We start from the raw sequence: 18,666 nt of genomic DNA, 5'->3' as shown, positions 1-18,666 counted from the left end.
ACGTGTGGCTCCGATGTGCGACGTGAGTTCGACGTGCGGCCTGATGTGCGAGCTGAGCTCGGCGTGCGGCCTGATCAACCGGTGCACGTCCGTCTGCCACGTCGACGCTCGACTGTACACATGAGGTCGCCACGCCGGTCGGCGGCGGTGATGAGCGCCTCCATGACCAGGAGTGACGTGGTTAACGAGGTGTGTCCGATAGCTCTCGTCTGGTTACATGCTGTACAGTCACACTGGCGCGGTGCATCAAGATCAGCCCTACAGGGAGATCACGATGAGCCCGACCGGCGGCACCGGCGCCGCGTCGGTCCTTCCGTGAAATGTTGCTAAGCGGACAAAATGGCGAGACGCGGCAACATTTCCCTGCGCCGATGATGTAACCTCCATGAAACTCGTAGCGAGCTTCCATTAGGGCCAGTGCCGTCCCGCCCCACCCGCCGCCCCTTCGAGACGACGGGAGTGCCCATGCGCCTCACTCCTGCCCGCCAGGGCTTGTACGACCCCCGGTTCGAGCATGACGCCTGCGGCGTGGCCTTCGTGGCCACCCTCGACGGTATAGCCAGCCACGAGATTGTCCGCCATGGACTGACTGCGCTGGCCAATCTCGATCACCGGGGAGCGTCGGGCTCGGAGCCCGACTCCGGCGACGGCGCCGGAATCCTGGTCCAGATCCCGGATGAGTTCTTCCGGACCGTCGTCGGCTTCGACCTGCCCGAACCGGGTTCGTACGCGGTCGGTCTGGCGTTCCTGCCGGACGACGACGAGCAGGAGCAGAAGGCGGTCGACGCGATCGGCCGGATCGCCGGCGAGGAAGGCCTGCGCGTGCTGGGCTGGCGCGATGTGCCGACCACGCCGTCGTTGGTCGGCGCGACGGCACGGTCGACGATGCCGCGGTTCCGCCAGCTGTTCGTGGCCCCCACCTCGGATGTCGACCAGCAGGTCGACGCGAGCGACGGCCTGCTGCTGGAGCGTCAGGCGTTCGCGCTGCGCAAGCGTGCCGAGCACGAGGCCGAGGTGTACTTCCCGAGCCTGTCCTCGCGCACCGTGGTGTACAAGGGCATGCTGACCACCGGACAGCTGGAGCCGTTCTTCCCGGACCTGTCGGATCACCGCTTCACCTCCGCGCTCGCCGTGGTCCACTCCCGGTTCTCCACCAACACGTTCCCGAGCTGGCCGCTGGCGCACCCGTACCGGTACGTCGCGCACAACGGCGAGATCAACACGGTGCAGGGCAACCGGAACTGGATGCGCGCCCGCGAGTCGCTGATGTCCAGCGGTCTCATCCCGGGTGATCTGACCCGGCTGTACCCGATCGTCGACCCCACCGGCAGCGACTCGGCCAGCTTCGACGAGGTGCTGGAGCTGCTGCATCTGGGCGGACGGAGCCTGCCGCACGCGGTGCGGATGATGATCCCGGAGGCGTGGGAGAACCACGCCGGGCTGTCGCCGGAGCGCAAGGCGTTCTTCGAGTTCCACAGCACCGTCATGGAGCCGTGGGACGGCCCGGCCTGCGTGGTCTTCACCGACGGCAACCAGGTCGGTGCGGTGCTGGACCGCAATGGTCTCCGCCCGGGCCGGTGGTGGGTCACCGACGACGGCCTCGTCGTCCTGGCCTCCGAGGCGGGCGTGCTGGACATCGAGCCGTCCAAGGTGGTCCGCAAGGGCCGCCTGGAACCTGGCCGGATGTTCCTGGCCGACCTCGGCGAGCACCGTCTGATCAGCGACGACGAGGTGATGAACGAGCTGGCCACGGCCGCGCCGTATGACGAGTGGCTGCACGCCGGGCTGATCCGGCTCAACGACCTGCCCGAGCGCGAGCACGTGGTGCACACGCACGCCAGCGTCGCCCGCCGCCAGCAGACCTTCGGCTATACCGAAGAGGAGCTGCGGATCCTGCTCACCCCGATGGCCAAGGCCGGTGCCGAACCGATCGGCTCGATGGGCACCGACACGCCGGTAGCGGCCATCTCGGAGCGGCCGCGGCTCATCTTCGACTACTTCACCCAGCTGTTCGCACAGGTCACCAACCCGCCGCTGGACGCCATCCGGGAGGAGCTGGTGACCTCGCTTGCCAGCACCCTCGGCCCGGAGGGCAACCTGCTGGAGCCCGGTGCCGCGTCCTGCCGCCAGCTGGTGGTGCCGTTCCCGGTCATCAACAACGACGACCTGGCCAAGATCATCCACATCAACCAGGACGGCAACCTGCCCGGCTACGCCACCCACGTGGTGCGCGGCCTGTACGACGTGGCCGGTGGGGGCGCCGCGCTGGCACGCCGGCTGGACGAGATCTGCAACGAGGTCTCCAAGGCGATCGACAACGGCGCGCGGATCATCGTGCTGTCCGACCGCCACTCCGACGCCATCCAGGCGCCGATCCCGTCGCTGCTGCTGACCAGTGCCGTCCACCACCACCTGGTACGGGAGAAGACCCGGACGCTGGTGGGCCTGGTGGTCGAAGCGGGCGACGTGCGCGAGGTGCACCACGTGGCGCTGCTCATCGGCTACGGCGCCGCCGCGGTCAACCCGTACCTGGCCATGGAGAGCGTGGAGGACCTGGCCCGGCGCGGCACGGTGCTGCCGGAGACCGACCCGGAGCAGGCCGTTGCCAACCTGATCAAGGCGCTCGGCAAGGGCGTGCTCAAGGTCATGAGCAAGATGGGCGTCTCGACCGTCGCCTCCTACACCGGTGCGCAGATCTTCGAGGCCATCGGGCTGGCGCAGGACGTCGTCGACAAGTACTTCACCGGAACGACGTCGCGGCTCGGCGGCGTCGGGCTCGACGTCATCGCCGAAGAGGTACGACGCCGGCACGTGCGGGCCTACCCGCCGGGCGGCGTCGCCGCAGCGCACCGCACGCTCGAGGTGGGCGGCGAGTACCAGTGGCGCCGCGAGGGCGAACACCACCTGTTCGACCCGGAGACGGTGTTCCGGCTGCAGCACTCCACACGCGCCGGCCGGTACGACGTGTTCAAGCAGTACACCAGCCGCGTCAACGAGCAGTCGAAGCGGCTGATGACGCTGCGCGGCCTGTTCTCCTTCAAGGAGGGCGCGCGCCCGCCGGTGCCGATCGAGGAGGTCGAGCCGGTCGAGAGCATCGTCAAACGGTTCTCCACCGGGGCGATGTCCTACGGATCGATCAGCCAGGAGGCGCACGAGACGCTCGCCATCGCGATGAACCGGCTCGGCGGAAAGTCGAACACCGGCGAGGGCGGCGAGGACACCGAGCGGCTCTACGACCCGGAGCGGCGCAGCGCCGTCAAGCAGGTGGCCAGCGGCCGGTTCGGCGTCACGTCGGACTACCTGACCAACGCCGACGACATCCAGATCAAGATGGCGCAGGGCGCGAAGCCTGGCGAGGGTGGCCAGCTGCCCGGTAACAAGGTGTGGCCGTGGGTGGCCAAGACCCGGCATTCGACGCCGGGCGTCGGCTTGATCTCGCCGCCGCCGCACCACGACATCTACTCCATCGAGGATCTGGCGCAGCTGATCCACGACCTGAAGAACGCCAACCCCAGCGCCCGCATCCACGTCAAGCTGGTGGCCGAGGTCGGCGTCGGCACGGTCGCCGCGGGTGTCTCCAAGGCGCACGCGGACGTCGTGCTGATCTCCGGGCATGACGGCGGCACGGGTGCGGCGCCGCTGACCAGCCTCAAGCATGCCGGCGGCCCGTGGGAGCTCGGTCTGGCCGAGACGCAGCAGACGCTGCTGCTCAACGGGCTGCGGGACCGGATCGTCGTGCAGACGGACGGCCAGCTCAAGACCGGGCGCGACGTCGTCATCGCGGCCCTGCTCGGTGCCGAGGAGTACGGCTTCTCCACCGCGCCGCTGGTGGTGTCCGGCTGCGTGATGATGCGCGTGTGCCACCTGGACACCTGCCCGGTCGGGATCGCCACCCAGAACCGGGAGCTGCGCAAGCGGTACACCGGCCAGGCGGACTTCGTCGTCAACTTCTTCGAGTACATCGCCGAGGAGGTCCGCGAGTACCTGGCCGAGCTGGGCTTCCGCAGCCTGGACGAGGCGATCGGCCACGCCGAGATGCTGGACACCAGCGACGCGGTCGACCACTGGAAGGCCGCCGGGCTGGACCTGTCGCCGCTGCTGCACGTGCCGGAATTGGCCGACGGCGCCGCCCGGCACCAGGTGGTGGCGCAGGATCACGGGCTGGAGAAGGCGCTGGACAACCAGCTCATCTCGCTGGCCACCGACGCGCTGGAGCACGGTGAGCCGGTACGGGCGCAGGTTCAGGTGCGCAACGTCAACCGCACCGTCGGCACCATGCTGGGCCACGAGATCACTAAGCGGTACGGGGGCGGCGGCCTGCCGGCCGACACGATCGACATCACGATGGTGGGGTCCGCCGGCCAGTCGTTCGGCGCGTTCGTGCCGCCGGGCGTGACGCTGCGCCTGGAGGGCGACGCCAACGACTACCTGGCCAAGGGTCTCTCCGGCGGCCGGGTGATCGTCCGGCCGGACCGGTCGGCGTCGTTCGCCGCCGAGGACAACGTCGTCACCGGCAACGTCACCGCGTACGGTGCCACCGGCGGTGAGCTGTACGTCCGCGGTAAGGCGGGGGAGCGGTTCTGCGTCCGCAACTCGGGCGTCACCGCCGTCGTCGAGGGCGTCGGCGACCACGCCTGCGAGTACATGACCGGTGGTGTCGCGGTGATTCTCGGCCCGACCGGCCGCAACATCGCCGCCGGCATGTCGGGCGGGGTCACCTACGTGCTGGACCTCGACCCGTCGCTGGTCAACCCCGGCATGGTCGAGCTGGAGCAGCTCACCGACGACGAGGCGGACCGGCTGCGGGAGATCGTCAGCAAGCACCGGGACGAGACGGGTTCCACGGTCGCCGAGCAGCTGCTGGCGGACTGGACACAGGCCGCGGGCCGATTCACCAAGATCATGCCCCGCGACTTCAAGCGAGTGCTCGCCGCCAAGGCTGCCGCCGAGCGCGACGGACGTGACGTCGACGAAGCGATCATGGAGGCGGCACACGGCTGAGACCGCCGGGGACCTGGCACGACAAGCCGGTCGCGGGCGAGGCATCGCGGGCGCGGATGCGGATGCGACGCCCGGCCCGCCGCGGTCTGCCCCAGGAAGGTGAAGTGCTCGTGTGCTGTGTGACTTTGAGAATGGAGGCGACGGATGGCTGACCCCCGTGGGTTCCTGAAGACCGGGCGGCAGGGCGCGAAAGCCCGGCCGGTCGAGGAACGGGTCAAGGACTGGAACGAGGTCTACCCAGGCCCGGGCATCGGCAAGACGTTGCTGCCGATCATCACCGAACAGGCCGGACGCTGCATGGACTGCGGGATCCCGTTCTGTCACAACGGCTGCCCGCTGGGCAACCTCATCCCGGAGTGGAACGACCTGGTGTGGCGCGACGACTGGCGCGAGGCGTCGGAGCGGCTGCACGCCACCAACAACTTCCCGGAGTTCACCGGGCGGCTCTGTCCGGCGCCGTGCGAGGCGGCGTGCGTCGTCGATATCGCCGACGATCCGGTGACCATCAAGAACGTCGAGGTGTCGATCATCGACAAGGCGTTCGACGAGGGCTGGGTGGCACCGCAGCCGCCGGAACGGCTGACCGACCGGACCGTGGCCGTCATCGGCTCCGGGCCGGCCGGACTCGCGGCGGCGCAGCAGCTGACCAGGGCCGGGCACACCGTCGCCGTGTATGAGCGGGCGGACCGCGTCGGGGGCCTGCTGCGGTACGGCATCCCCGAGTTCAAGATGGAGAAGCGCCACGTCGACCGGCGGCTGGACCAGATGCGCGCGGAGGGCACCATCTTCCGCACCGGCGTCGAGGTGGGACAGAGCCTGACCGGTCAGGAGCTGAAGTCCCGGTACGACGCCGTGGTGCTGGCCGTCGGCGCGACCGAACCGCGTGACCTGCCGATTCCGGGCCGCGAGCTGGCCGGGATCCATCAGGCGATGGACTACCTGCCGCAGGCGAACCGGGCGGCGCTCGGCGAGTCGGTGCCCGACCAGATCAGCGCGGAGGGCAAGAACGTCATCATCATCGGCGGTGGTGACACCGGGGCGGACTGCCTCGGCACCGCGCACCGGCAGGGTGCGGCGTCGGTGACGCAGCTGGAGATCATGCCGCAGCCGCCGGAGACGCGCGCGGAGATGACACCGTGGCCGACCTACCCGGTGATGCTGCGGACCTCCAGCGCACACGAGGAAGGCGGGGAACGGGTTTACTCGGTCTCCACTCAGGAGTTCCTCGGCGACGAGCAGGGGCGGGTTCGCGCGCTGCGGCTGGTCGAGGTGCGCCGGGGCGAGAACGGCTTCGAGCCGGTCGAGGGCACCGAGCGGGAGATTCCGGCCGAGCTGGTGCTGTTCGCGATGGGCTTCGTCGGGCCGGAGCGGTCGCCGCTGCTGGAGCAGCTGGCGGTCGAGCTGGACGGGCGCGGGAACATCGTGCGGGACGACTCCTACGAGACCAGCGTGCCGGGCGTGTTCGTCGCCGGGGACGCGGGGCGTGGCCAGTCGTTGATCGTGTGGGCCATCGCCGAGGGGCGGGCCTGTGCGGCCGCCGTCGACCGCTGGCTCACCGGCGCCGACCGGCTGCCCGCCCCGGTCGCGCCGACGGACCGCCCCCTCGTCGTCTGACCCTCACGGGCCGGCCCTCACCCACCACCGGGCCGGCCCTAAATGATCATGTGAAGTAGGGTTTCTCGTGCACTACCATGTCTGCAGACCTGTTGTCGCACGAAGAAACCCACTTCACATGATCATTTAGGCGAACGGTGGGTGAAGGGCGGGTGAGGCTCGGGGTGGCCGGGTCGCAGGGACGAGCGGAATGGGTCTAGAGTTGATGGACGTGCGTAAAGCGAAGATAGTCTGTACCCTCGGTCCGGCGACCGACTCCCCTGAGCGTCTGCAGGCGCTGGTCGAGGCAGGCATGGATGTTGCCCGCTTCAACCTCAGCCACGGCAGCCACCTCGAGCATGAGGAGCGGTACGCACGGGTCCGCAAGGCAGCGTCCGAGGCCGGCCGCAACGTCGGTGTACTCGTCGACCTGCAAGGGCCGAAGATCCGGTTGGGAACGTTCGCACAGGGCTCGGTTGTCCTCGAACCCGGCGCGACGTTCACCATCACCACCGATGACATCTCCGGCGACGTCGAACGCAGCTCCACGACCCACGGCGGCCTTCCGAATGACGTGAGCCCTGGTGACCAGGTGCTGGTGGACGACGGCCGGCTCGCCCTGGAGGTCGAGGAGGTCAAGGGCAGCGACGTCGTCACCAGGGTCGTGCTGGGCGGCCGCGTCTCGAACAACAAGGGCCTGAACCTGCCCGGCGCGGCGGTCAGCGTGCCGGCGATGTCCGACAAGGACATCGAGGATCTGCGCTGGGGCCTGCGTGCCGGCGCGGACATGATCGCCCTGTCGTTCGTGCGCTCGGCGGCGGATATCCAAGACGTGCACCGGATCATGGATGAAGAAGGCATCCGGCTTCCGGTGATCGCCAAGGTGGAGAAGCCGCAGGCGGTGGAGAACCTCGAAGAGATCGTGGACGCGTTCGACGGCGTGATGGTCGCCCGCGGTGACCTCGGCGTCGAGCTGGATCTGTGGGACGTCCCGCTGGTGCAGAAGCGCGCCATCGCGCTGTGCCGGCGGCGTGCCAAGCCGGTGATCGTCGCGACGCAGATGCTGGACTCCATGATCAGCAACCCCCGCCCGACACGTGCGGAGACGTCCGACGTCGCCAACGCCGTGCTCGACGGCGCGGATGCGGTGATGCTCTCCGGCGAGACCAGCGTCGGCAGCTATCCGATCGAGACGGTCAGCACCATGGGCCGAATCGTGGAGACGGTCGAGGAGCACGGCCTGGAGCGGATCCCGCCGCTGGGCACGAAGCCGCGCACCAAGGGCGGTGCGATCACCAAGGCCGCCTGCGAGACGGCGGAGCTGCTCGGCGCGAAGTACATCGTGGCGTTCACGCAGAGCGGCGACTCCGCGCGCCGGATGTCCCGGCTCCGTTCGCCGATCCCGCTGCTGGCGTTCAGCCCGCTGGAGTCGACGCGGCATCAGTTGGCGCTGTCCTGGGGCATTGAGGCGTTCATCGCGGACCACGTGGACCACACCGACGAGATGGTGAAACAGGTCGACCGGGTACTTCTTCAGCAGGGGCGCTGCGAGAAGGGCGACCTGGTGGTGATCGTGGCGGGTTCGCCGCCCGGCATCCCGGGCTCGACGAACGCGATGCGCGTGCATCAGATCGGCGACGCCGTCGGCGGGGTCGCGGTCGCCTACAGCTGACGCGGCCGGAAAGAAGGTCCGCATCTGTCGACCTTGTCGAGGCTATGACCTCGACAAGGTCGATAGATCTGTTGCCGTGGACCCGGTGGGCGTATGAGTTAGGTTAGCCTGTGCTAAGGTGAAGGCGTTCTGACGTCGTGTCGTCCATACGGCACGACGTCTCTGCGTCCGCCGAAGAGATGGTCAGGCTGATGGTTGCTCAGGATGCGAGCCGAAACGGGCAGATGCTGGTCCACGCCGATGGCGAGGCCCACGGTGGTTCGCCAAGGGCGATGACGCCGGCACGATGGCGGATGGCCGGGTGGAGGCGGCGCAGATCCGGTGTGGCCGTCGCGGCGGTGCTGGCGATGGGCCTCGTTCTGGCCGCGTGTGGCGGTGATGACTCCGGCGACGGCGCGAACGACGACGGTACGAGCAACGACGACGGCGCCGACGGAGCGGCTGACGGCGACGTAAGCGACGCCGAGCAGGGCGCGGATGATGCCGCCGACGGCACGGTCAGCGTCGAACACGTGCTGGGGGAGGCGGAGGTGCCGGCCGCGCCGGAACGCGTCGTCGCACTCGACCCGTATGCCTCGCTGCCGACGGCGCTCGCGGCGGGTGCCGACGTCGTCGGAACGTCGTACCAGCCCTTCGGCGACCCATTCCCGCCGTACGTGGACGCCTCGAACGACGAGATCGAGGACGTCGGCTGGCTGACCGAACTGAACGTGGAACGGATCGCCACGCTGGATCCGGACGTCATCGTGGGCCTGGAGTCCATGGTGGAGCCGCACTACGACCAGCTGCAGCAGATCGCGCCCACGGTCGCGCTGCCGCTGGACTCTACGGAGTGGAAGGAGACACTGGCGACGGTCGGCTCCGCGATCGGCCGGTCGGAACAGGTCGCGCAGAGCCTCGAGTCGTATGCGGAGCGCGCCGCCGACCTGGCAGCGCAGCTCGACGAGTCGGGCGCGAGCGACGAGCCGGTGTCGCTGCTGAACATCCGGGCCGTCGACGATCTGCGGGTCTACACGGAATCCTGCGCCACCGAAGTGCTGGGTGACCTCGGTATGACGATGCATCTCGCGGAGGAAACACCGGAGGACGGCAACCGGGTGGACCTGAGCCTGGAGCGGCTCACCGACGCCGACGCGGCGACGATGTTCTACTTCGTCGGGTCCACCGGGACCGACCCCGAGGACGCGCAGGCGACGTTCGCCGAGGTCGCTGAGAGTCCGCTCTGGGACAGCATGACCGTCGTCGAGCAGGGCGATGCGCACGAGGTGGACTCCGAATGGTGGTTCAACTGCGGGTCGGTCGAAGCGGCCGAGCTGATCTTGGACGACGTCGAGAGCTATCTGGTCGAGCAGTGACGCTCCGCCGCCCGGTCGCGGCCGACTTCGCGGCGCTGGACGAGGCGGGCCGCCCGGTTCTGTCGCCCGACGGGGAACGGGTCGCCGTTGTGGTCCGGAACGCCTCCCGACCCGGCGCGGCGCTGTGGTCGGTGCCGGCAACCGGCGCGGACCTGCCGGGAGGATGGCAGGCCCTGGATGGACGACGGCTCGAGACGGAGCCGAGCTGGGCGACGACCTGGCCGGCGACGACACTCGGTGTGGTCGAGCGCTGCGACGACGGCCTGGCGCTGACCGTCGTCGACACCGCGGAGCGGCAGGTCCGCCGGGTGGCGTTGCCGGACGTCGCCAGTGGGGCGGGTGCGCTGGCGTGGGTGCCCCGCGGTCCCGTCGCGCGCTGCGACGACGACCGGCACGTCGTCGTCCTGTTGCGTGTCCCCGCCGACGCGGCGACGCCCGACGCGGCGACGTCCGGCGTGCCGCACGATACCGGCGCTGCCGGTGGCCAGCCGATCGGTCAGCTCTGGCGGGTGGACGTCGCGACGGGTGCGGCGCATCCGGTCACCGGTCCGGGATCGGATGTGGTGGCGTTCGCGCTGGCGCCGGACGGGGCGACAGCGGCCGTCGTCGTCAGACACCGCGACGACGAGGCGGACGGTGCCGCCGCGCAGAACGGCGCGGCGACGGCCCTCGCGAGGCGGTTGGAGGCGGCGCTGCAGCTGGTGGACCTTCGGTCCGGTGGGTCGCTGCGGACGCTGTGCACGGACGCGCGCATCCCCACCACCAGAGATCAGACTCTCGCCTGGTCGCCGGACGGACGGCTGCTGTTGTTCAGCCGCGGCAGCGCCGAGTTGGGGCATTGGCCGGCGGTGGTACCGGCCGTCGGCGGTGACGTGCGGGATCTTTGGCGGGATCGCCAAGGAACGGTGCTCCAGGCGGAGTGGGCGGGCGACCGGCGGATCCTGGCGCAGGTATTCCGGCGGACGACGTCCATTTTGGTGGAGTTCGACGTCGTGGAACTCGAACACGCCGTGGAACTCGAACTCGAGGGCGGCCGCGTCCGAGAGGTGTGCGACATGCGCGTGGGGTATCCGCGATTCTCGGTGGCCCCGGCGGAGCGCCGGGTCGCGTTCCTTTCCGGCACCGACGACGGTGCGCCCGACGTGTGGATCACGGACACGACCGCACCGAGCGGCGTCGGCGTCACGCGTCTGACCGACCTGAACCCACAGCTGCGAGAGTTGCGGCTGGGACGGGGAAGGTGCGTGGCCTGGCGCAGCCGCCAGGACGGGACGGAGTTGCACGGGTTGCTGGTGCTCCCGCCGGAGGGCTCTGGGCGCGGGCCGCTGCCGATGGTGGTGAACGTGCACGGAGGGCCGCATTACCACTGGTGCGAGGGCTGGCACGGCAGCTGGATCGAGTGGGGACAGCTGCTGGCGAGCCATGGCTTCGCGGTGTTCTTGCCCAACCCCCGGGGTTCAACGGGCCGGGACTGGGATTTCGCGCACGCGGTCCGCGGCCGGATCGGAACGCTGCCGATGCAGGACATCATGGACGGTGTCGATGTGCTGGTGGAGAAGGGGATCGCCGATGCGGAGCGACTGGGTATCGGCGGCTGGAGCTATGGCGGCTTTCTGACGGCCTGGACGGCGACCCAGACCGACCGGTTCAGGGCGGCCGTCGTCGGGGCGGGGATCGCCGATTTCCGTAGCTTTCTGGATTCCTCGCCGATGGGGCCGGCTTGGCGCGCGTTCTTTCCCGGGCACGGTGACGTCGCGACGGACGACGACGTCGCGACGGGCGGCGGCGTCGCGACGGGTGGCGGCGTGGCGGCCGATCTCGCGTCGCCGCTGACCGAGCTGAAGCACTGCACCACGCCGACTCTGGTGGTGCACGGCGAGGAGGATCGCAAGATTCCGGCCGATCAGGCCCGCCTGCTGTACGACGGTCTGCGCGAGCAAGGGGTGACGACCGAGTTGCTGATGCTCGCCGGCCAGGGGCACGCGCTCGACTCGGCGGAGGCCCGGACGAGACTGCTCGACGCCGTACTCGCATGGTTCCGACGGCACCTGACCGACGGCTGAGCCGCGCCATGCCGGCTGAGCCGCGCCATGCCGGCTGAGGCGTGCCACGCCGGCCGAGATCGTCCGGTCGGCCTCGGTGTGCCCCACCGGACTGAGGAATACCCGGCCCGGCTGGAGTGGTTGTGGCGGACATGCCACTTGATGGGGAATACGAGCCGAGCCCGTCCGACTGGGCTCGCAAGCAGGCGGAACTGTTCGAGAGCACGGGCGGTGCGGAGGGCGGCACGCTCCAGGGCCGTCCGATCATCCTTTTGACCTCGGTGGGTGCGAAGACAGGAAAGCTGCGTAAGACACCGCTGATGCGGGTGGAGCACGAGGGCGAATACGCGGTGGTCGCGTCGCTCGGTGGCGCGCCGCAGCATCCGGTCTGGTACTACAACCTGATCAAGAACCCGCATGTCGAGTTGCAGGACGGTCCGGTCAAGAAGGATTACCTGGCGCGCGAGGTGTTCGGCGACGAGCGGGCGCTGTGGTGGGAGCGCGCCGTGGAGGTCTGGCCCGATTACGCCAACTACGCGAAGAAGACCAGCCGCGTGATCCCCGTCTTCGTCCTGACGCCACAACCATGATCATGAACACTTACCGTTCACATAGCACGGTAAGTGTTCATGATCATCGGAAGGTGCGGGGCGTGGTTGTGCAGGTTTGGCTCGCCTAACTCTGCTAAGGCTGCTCTAGCCTTGTTGAGGTAACGCTTGGCTTCGTTGTCGTGCTGTGGCGTCTGGATGTAGCCTAGTTATAGGGATTGGTCTCAGGGGAACGAGGCTGCGAGATGACGGTCGGCGTGAATCCGGTGGAGCTGCATCACCAGCACCGTGATGTGAGCGGCGGATGGCTGCGTGCAGCCGTCTTCGGGGCGATGGACGGTCTCGTCTCCAACGGAGCGCTGATCGCCGGGATGATCGGCGGCGGCGCCACCGGGAGCACGGTGACGCTGGCAGCGCTGGCCGGCCTCACCGCCGGTGCGTCGTCGATGGCGGCGGGGGAGTACACCTCGGTCGCGTCGCAGTCGGAGGCGGCTCGAGCCGAGATCGAGGTCGAGCGCCGCGAGATCGCCCGCCACCCTGAGGAGGAGAAGGCCGAGCTGGCCGAGATGTATGCCTCCCGCGGCGTCGACCCCGAGCTGGCACGCCAGGTGGCCGAGCAGATTCACCGGGACGACGCCGTCGCGCTGCGCATCCATGTCCTGGAGGAGTTAGGCGTCGACGCGGAGGACCTGCCGTCGCCGTGGGTGGCCGCCGGCTCGTCGTTCGCCGCCTTCGCCGTCGGCGCGCTCATCCCGGTGCTGCCACTCCTCCTCGGCGCGGCCAGCGTCCTTCCGGTCGTGCTGGTGACGCTGGGAGCCCTGTTCGCGACGGGTGCGGTGGTCACCGTGCTCACCGGGCGGTCGCCGTGGTTCGGCGGCACCCGTCAGCTGCTGCTCGGCGTGCTCGCCGCGCTGTTCGCGTTCGGCGTCGGCCACCTGTTCGGTGTCGGCGTCAGCTGAGCCCGCACCGCCCAACCCGCCATGATCATGAACACTTACCGTTCACATGGCACGGTAAGTGTTCATGATCATCGGGTTCGGCGGGGTTATGTGCGGTGCAAGGTGACGTCGTGGGTCCTGCCGTCCGCTCCGCTGGTGTCCACGCGGAGCTTGATGGAGGGATGCGTGGTGTCCACGGTGATCGTGTCGTCGCCGGTCCACCGGCGATAACCCGCGTGCCTCAGCTCGATGGACAACGAATCCTGCAGCTGGGTGGGGTCGGAGACGGCGACGCTCAGCGTGTCGCCCCGCTCGGAGATCATGATCGAGCACGGTTGATCGACGGTGATCTTCCTCGCCGTGCCGGCACGCCAGAAGTTCGCCGCGGTGACGCCGAGGCGCGGGACCCGCACGACCTGGAGGTCCGGAGTGTTCGCGACGATCTCCAGCCCCTCCTCGGCTGCCAGTTCGGCAGCCAGTTCGGCCGTACGTGCAGCCGAGGCGCCGGGCAGCAGGACGTACGCGTACGACGCGGCATCGGGATCGGCGCCGTGGTCGACCCACATGGTGAGGTAACGCCGCGTGATCGGGTCTGGTGAACCGACCTCGCTGACATCCCGCCAGCTGCCGGTCCGCTCCTCGCGCAGCGCGTGCAGCCTCGCCCCGCCCGGGAACAGGTAACCGCCGACACCCTCCAGATGTGCCCAGTGCGCACCCTCGAAGGTCGCGCTCCATCCCAGGGTCGTCGGTTGCCGCTCGCCGTTGACGGTCAGCGCGTTCTCGCCATCCGCGTGCAGGTTGCGATTCTCGACGACCGTCTCGACCGTCTCCGTGGGCTCGGCGAGGGTGAGATACAGGTACGGGTCGTACCCGTACGTGCTGTACTCCCGGCTGGCAATCCAAACGCTGAGCCCGGCGCCGTCCGGCGGGTCCTGCTTCAGGGCGAGGCTCACCTGCTCGTCGCCGGCGGCCAGCCGCTCGAGGACGTGCGACGTCACGTCCATGACCCGCCACCGCCGGGGCTCATCGACGTGCGCCGAGTCCAGCCGCGGACCGGTGGCCGGCTTGGTGTTCCAGGACAGCGTGGACTCGTCCCACTCGTCGAGGACGCCATGCGCGTCGATGTCGACGTCGGACCCGCCGGAGTCCTGAACCTGGGCGTAGACGTGCAGCGTCGCCTTGACCACCTCGGACGGCACGGCGGAGAGATCGAAGGCGAAGTAGGCCTCGCGGGTGACGTTCGGGCTGCCCTTCTTGACCAGCAGCCGGTTGTCCGAGCCGAAGTTGTCGTCGGCCTTGCTGCCACCGTTGACGTGCGCGTCGGCGACGGCCTCGGCGATGTGCCCGCCACCGCCCGTGATGTCCGCGCCGAGCGCGACGACGCGATCGTCCAGGCAGAACCACGACTTCTTCGCCCGCAACGACGACTCCATCGCGTTGAGCTCCATGCCGACGGCGGCGAACTCGTCGCCCAGCACCGAGCCGCCCACCCACCGGCTGTCGGGCCGCGTCCGCACGCCCACGTTCTCGGCGAGGGGCCGGGTGTCGACGGTGATGCCGGGCAGCCGGTTCGGGTCGACGGTCGGCCAGAACCCATCCATGAACTGGCCGTTGTCCGCGTTGTACAGGTACGTCATGCCCTCGCCGGTGTGCCAGCCCTTGAGGTTCTCCCCGTTGGAGACCTCGTAGCGACCGACCCGCGCGCTGCACATGGCGATGGCGTAGGCCCATCCCTCCCGGCGGTGGACGGCGCGGGCCATCTGGGCGAACAGCGTGTGGTTCACCGGTTCCGGTGCGGCCTGCACGGCCTCGTCGGCCAGCAGCTCTGTGAACAACGCCAGCCGTTGGATCGACGCGTCGGCGAGCGGGTCGTCGTACGTGTCCCGCTCGATCCAGCCCTTGACCATCGCACGCCAGCGCGCCGCGGTCTCGTCGTCGGCCGCCTGTGCCAGCCGGAGGACGATCTCCGACACATGGTGACCGCCGCCGTGGTCGCCCGCGGACCGAGAGATCGACCTGCCCCGGATGCTGTCCATCAGGACGTTGTCGTAGACCACGGGTGCCAGCATGAGGTCGACGGTGTTGAAGGCAAACTCCCGTTCAGCACTGCCGATGTCCCAGGGTGAGCCCGCGTACAGGACCAGCTGGTTGGCGAACCGGTCGACGAAGGACACGCCGTAGCTGCCCGTGTACGGTATGCCGGCGTGGAAGAGGTACGACCCGTCGCGGTAGAGCCCGTCCCCGCCGTCGACGTAGACGAAGACGTCGGTGAGCCCGTCCCGGGCGCGGGTGATGCGCTCCTCGTCACGGCCGACGACGCCGCGGATCGCCACCGCTTCGCAGAGCCACATGCGGTTGGATCCAGTGGACAGCTTCCGGCGCTCGTCGATGTACTGATAGTGCGGGTCCGGGATGAAGTGGTCGACGGTGTCGATGTAGCGCTGCAGCGCCTCCGCCGGTACGTGCTCATACACCAGCGCGCAGGTGTTCATCAGCGCGTTCGGCCCGCTGATCTCCCAGTGGTACCAGTTGCCGAACTCGTCCCGGCCGGCATGGAAGATCAGCCGGTTGGTGGTGTCCATGCCCGCCAGCACGTCGGCCAGCACGTCGGCGTCGTCTTCGAACCGGGACCCGGGCGTGCGCATCGCGGTCGCCATCCGCTGGAGCCGGCTCAGGGTCAGCGGAATCCGGCTCGACCCCTCGTAGGCGCCGTCCTCGATGAAGGGCATGTCCACGAACACGCCGGGCCGGTCCGCCGATCGATCGATGAGTTCGATGGTGGACGCCACCTCGTCGTCGATGCGATCGATGACGGATCGGAAAGCAGGATCGGAGGCGTCGACGTCACCGCCGATCAACAGGTCGACCCAGGTGGATCGCATGGCGTCGTACTGGTCGCCGGTCGCGGCGCGAGCATGGGGCGTGCCGGGCAGCCCGTACGGGGCGAGGACGCTCCCTGCCGTGACGGCGCCGGCGCCCAGGATCAGATGTCGCCGGGACAGCCGGTTGCGACCATCGCCGGCGTTCGTCGTGCGTCGGTACGCGTGCGTCCTGCGTCGGTGTGCGGTCACCACTCCACCTCCACGTGGTGGGAGCGACCGTCGGCGGCCGAGCTGTCGATCGTCACCGTCAGCTCGTTCCCGTCGATGCTTACCTCGGCCGTGGGGTCGGCGTAGACGGGGCGGATTCGATGCCCCCGCGGGAAGGCGACTCTCGCCTCGCGCTCGTCGTGCAGCTGGCTGGCGTCGGCCACCGCGATCTCCATCCGGTGACGCTGGGTGCGCACAGCCGAGACGCAGGTCTCCGCGCTGCCGGTGACGACCAGCGGGCCGCCCCTGATCGTCGCCGCCTCGTGGAAGTTGGCGCTGACGAATCCGATGTGTGGGGCCGACACGGCCTGGACCGCGCCGTCGTTGCGTACCACCTCGACCCCGGGGTCGTCTTCGCGCGCCGCCGCCTCGTCGGGCGTGACCAGCGGAACCATCAGATACGCGAACGACGCTCCGTCGGGTTGCGTCCCGTGGTCCAGCCACGCGGTGTGGAAGGTGTTGGTGTGCACCTGGGTGCTGCGACCATTTGAGATGTCGGCCCATGCACCGGAGCGGGCGTCACGCACGAACTCCACGGTGCGCGGCCCATCGAGCATGACGAAGCCCGCCGAGCCGGGCAGCGTCATGGAGCGGACGCCGGGGACGGTGGCCCGCCAGCCGTCCTGCCCCGACTCGCCGACCGCCGCGCCGTTGATGAACCAGCGCTGCATGTCGTCGGTCTTGATCGCCCGGTTCTCGATGATGGTCTCGACGGGGTCGCCTGCGCTGCCGCCGTTGATGTCCGCGCCGAGGCAGACGATGCCGTCGCCCAGGAAGAACCAGGACAGCTTGGCGGTCATGTCGCCGCCGTAGTCCTTGAGCTGCTGTACCCAGCCGGCGTAGGCCGGATGCTGGTAGAAGCCGTCGTCGGCGCGGGTGCCGCCCACCTGTGATCCGCCGACGAACGCGAAGCCGCCGCGTCCGCCACTGCTCTGTCCGTGCCGCTGGGAGTCAACGGTCGTACCCGGCATCCGGTAGGGATCGACGGTGGGGAACCAGTCGATGTACTGCGCCTGCTCCGACTCCAGATACAGGTAGCGGGCGCCGGATCCCTGGTGCCACGCCTTGAGGTTCTCGCCGCCCTGGGTTTCGAACCCTCTGGTCCGGGTGCTGGCCGTGGCCAGGCTGACACACCAGCCGTCGCCGCGGGCGAGGATGCGGTCCATCTCCGGGAACAGCCGCGGCCCGGGCGCCTCGGCGAGCGCCGGCACGTCGGAGTCGAGCAGTTTCTGCGCCAGCAACGCCTCGGACAGCGGCCGCAGCGCGAAGTAGTTCACCGCGGTGGCCGTCTGCAGCCATCCCTTGACATGTCCCTGCCACTCGCGGGCCAGGTCCTCGGGCGCTCCCTCGGCGAGCGTGAGGATGCTCCCCATCAGCCACGCCGACGTGTTGTTCTGTCTGCCGACGGCGCGCCCGCACACCGGAGCCATGGTCAGCGCCTCGCTGGTCCACGGCACGAACGTGCGCACGATGCTGTGGCGGAACGGATCGACCTCTGCCGGGTCCAGATCCCACTGCGTGCCGCCGAGCATGGCGAGCACATAGCTGGACGAGGTCACCAGCGCGCGTCCGTAGGTGCCCGTGTAGGGCACGTTGGTGTGCGCGATGTACGAACCGTCGAAGTAGATGCCGTCACCGGAGGTGGTCAGGGCGATCGCGTCCGGCACGCCGTCGCCGGCGAGCTGGATCCGCTCGGCGTCGTCGACCAGGGCGGCGGCGACCAGCACGTTCTGGCACAGGAACAGCCGGTTCGAGCCGGTGGAGAGCTTGTGCCGGTCGTCGTAGGGCGGGTAGTTGTACTTCGGGTCCGGCACGAAGTGCGCGACCGCGGCGGCCAGGTCGGCCCGCAGCTGGTCGGGCAGGATGCCGCCGACGAGGGTGGCCGCCTCCAGAATGCCCCGCGGCGCCCCGATCTCGAAGTTGTACCAGCTGTCGAACTCCAACGTGTCGACGTTGTACTGGAGGTCATGCAGCGTCTGCAGGCCGTCCACAATGGCGCTGCCCAGCTCGTCGTCGTACTGATAAGGCGAGCCCGGGGCGGCCCATGACTTGGCCATGGAGGCGAGATTCAGGGCGGTGGTCTGGATATGGGAGGCGTCGGTGATGTCGACCAGCGGTTCGGACTCGAAGACCCGGTCTCGCCCGGGCCCGGGCACCACCGCGGCCAGCAGATCCGTGGTGGTCTCGGTCATCGACTGGATGGTTTCGACGACGTCGGGGTGGCTGGTGTCGGCGTCCGCGGGGCCGACCAGCAATTCGACGTACCTGTTGCGGATCAGCTCGAACTCGTCGGCGGCGTGCGCGGCGCGCGGGGAGAAGATGCTGAACCCCGTGCTGGCTGTCGCCACTCCGGCCGCCAAGCCTGCGCCCAGCCCGAGCAGCGTGCGGCGGGACATCTCGGTGCGTGTGTGGACCTGCATCATGACCT

9 protein-coding genes are annotated in these 18,666 nt (G+C 69.2%); 7 read left to right on the top strand and 2 right to left on the bottom strand.

Translation table 11 applies throughout. From position 1 onward, the window contains the following. The first annotated feature begins 465 nt into the window (after positions 1-465). The 7 genes from gltB (at position 466) to G1H10_RS18880 (ending at position 13,170) form a co-directional block, all read left to right on the top strand. Positions 466-5,001: a glutamate synthase large subunit gene (gene gltB, locus G1H10_RS18910; protein WP_163740630.1), complete on the top strand. Its 4,536-nt coding sequence runs from the start codon at positions 466-468 to the stop codon at positions 4,999-5,001. A gap of 144 nt (positions 5,002-5,145) precedes the next feature. Beyond that, the gene (locus G1H10_RS18905) at positions 5,146-6,615 is read left to right on the top strand and encodes a glutamate synthase subunit beta (protein WP_163740628.1); all 1,470 of its coding nucleotides are present in this window, start codon (positions 5,146-5,148) and stop codon (positions 6,613-6,615) included. 211 nt (positions 6,616-6,826) lie between these two features. Continuing rightward, complete coding sequence (gene pyk, locus G1H10_RS18900; RefSeq protein WP_163740626.1) at positions 6,827-8,266, top strand: pyruvate kinase; 1,440 nt, start codon at positions 6,827-6,829, stop codon at positions 8,264-8,266. Between the two features lie 191 nt (positions 8,267-8,457). Then, a complete protein-coding gene (locus tag G1H10_RS18895) occupies positions 8,458-9,621 on the top strand; it encodes an ABC transporter substrate-binding protein (RefSeq protein ID WP_163740624.1) in 1,164 nt (387 codons plus the stop codon). Next, a complete protein-coding gene (locus G1H10_RS34615) occupies positions 9,618-11,684 on the top strand; it encodes a S9 family peptidase (RefSeq protein ID WP_163740622.1) in 2,067 nt (688 codons plus the stop codon). The genes G1H10_RS18895 and G1H10_RS34615 overlap by 4 nt, the downstream gene beginning before the upstream one ends. A gap of 131 nt (positions 11,685-11,815) precedes the next feature. Next, entirely contained in the window at positions 11,816-12,253 is a 438-nt protein-coding gene (locus G1H10_RS18885; RefSeq protein ID WP_163740620.1) for a nitroreductase family deazaflavin-dependent oxidoreductase, read from the top strand. Positions 12,254-12,456: 203 nt separating this feature from the next. Further along, positions 12,457-13,170 carry a VIT1/CCC1 transporter family protein gene (locus G1H10_RS18880; protein ID WP_163740618.1) on the top strand — a complete coding sequence of 238 codons (714 nt, stop codon included), beginning with the start codon at positions 12,457-12,459 and terminating at the stop codon, positions 13,168-13,170. A gap of 86 nt (positions 13,171-13,256) precedes the next feature. On the opposite strand, the gene G1H10_RS18875 is transcribed toward G1H10_RS18880, so the two are convergent. Both G1H10_RS18875 and G1H10_RS18870 read right to left on the bottom strand, forming a co-directional pair. Continuing rightward, complete coding sequence (locus G1H10_RS18875; protein WP_163740617.1) at positions 13,257-16,220, bottom strand: polysaccharide lyase family 8 super-sandwich domain-containing protein; 2,964 nt, start codon at positions 16,218-16,220, stop codon at positions 13,257-13,259. Next, entirely contained in the window at positions 16,217-18,658 is a 2,442-nt protein-coding gene (locus G1H10_RS18870) for a polysaccharide lyase 8 family protein (RefSeq protein WP_163740615.1), read from the bottom strand. The genes G1H10_RS18875 and G1H10_RS18870 overlap by 4 nt, the downstream gene beginning before the upstream one ends. Positions 18,659-18,666: the final 8 nt, after the last annotated feature.

Source organism: Phytoactinopolyspora halotolerans (genome assembly GCF_010550675.1).
Taxonomy (GTDB): Bacteria; Actinomycetota; Actinomycetes; order Jiangellales; family Jiangellaceae; genus Phytoactinopolyspora; species Phytoactinopolyspora halotolerans.
Note: the sequence above shows the minus strand (reverse complement) of the source record. Positions and strands in the feature narration are given on the sequence as shown.

Bases quoted from the DNA above. Each gene is read 5' to 3' on its own strand.
- G1H10_RS18870 (WP_163740615.1), bottom strand. From the start codon at position 18,658: ATGCAGGTCCACACACGCACCGAGATGTCCCGCCGCACGCTGCTCGGG.
- gltB (WP_163740630.1), top strand. From the start codon at position 466: ATGCGCCTCACTCCTGCCCGCCAGGGCTTGTACGACCCCCGGTTCGAG.
- G1H10_RS18880 (WP_163740618.1), top strand. From the start codon at position 12,457: ATGACGGTCGGCGTGAATCCGGTGGAGCTGCATCACCAGCACCGTGAT.
- G1H10_RS18905 (WP_163740628.1), top strand. From the start codon at position 5,146: ATGGCTGACCCCCGTGGGTTCCTGAAGACCGGGCGGCAGGGCGCGAAA.
- G1H10_RS18885 (WP_163740620.1), top strand. From the start codon at position 11,816: ATGCCACTTGATGGGGAATACGAGCCGAGCCCGTCCGACTGGGCTCGC.
- G1H10_RS18895 (WP_163740624.1), top strand. From the start codon at position 8,458: ATGGTTGCTCAGGATGCGAGCCGAAACGGGCAGATGCTGGTCCACGCC.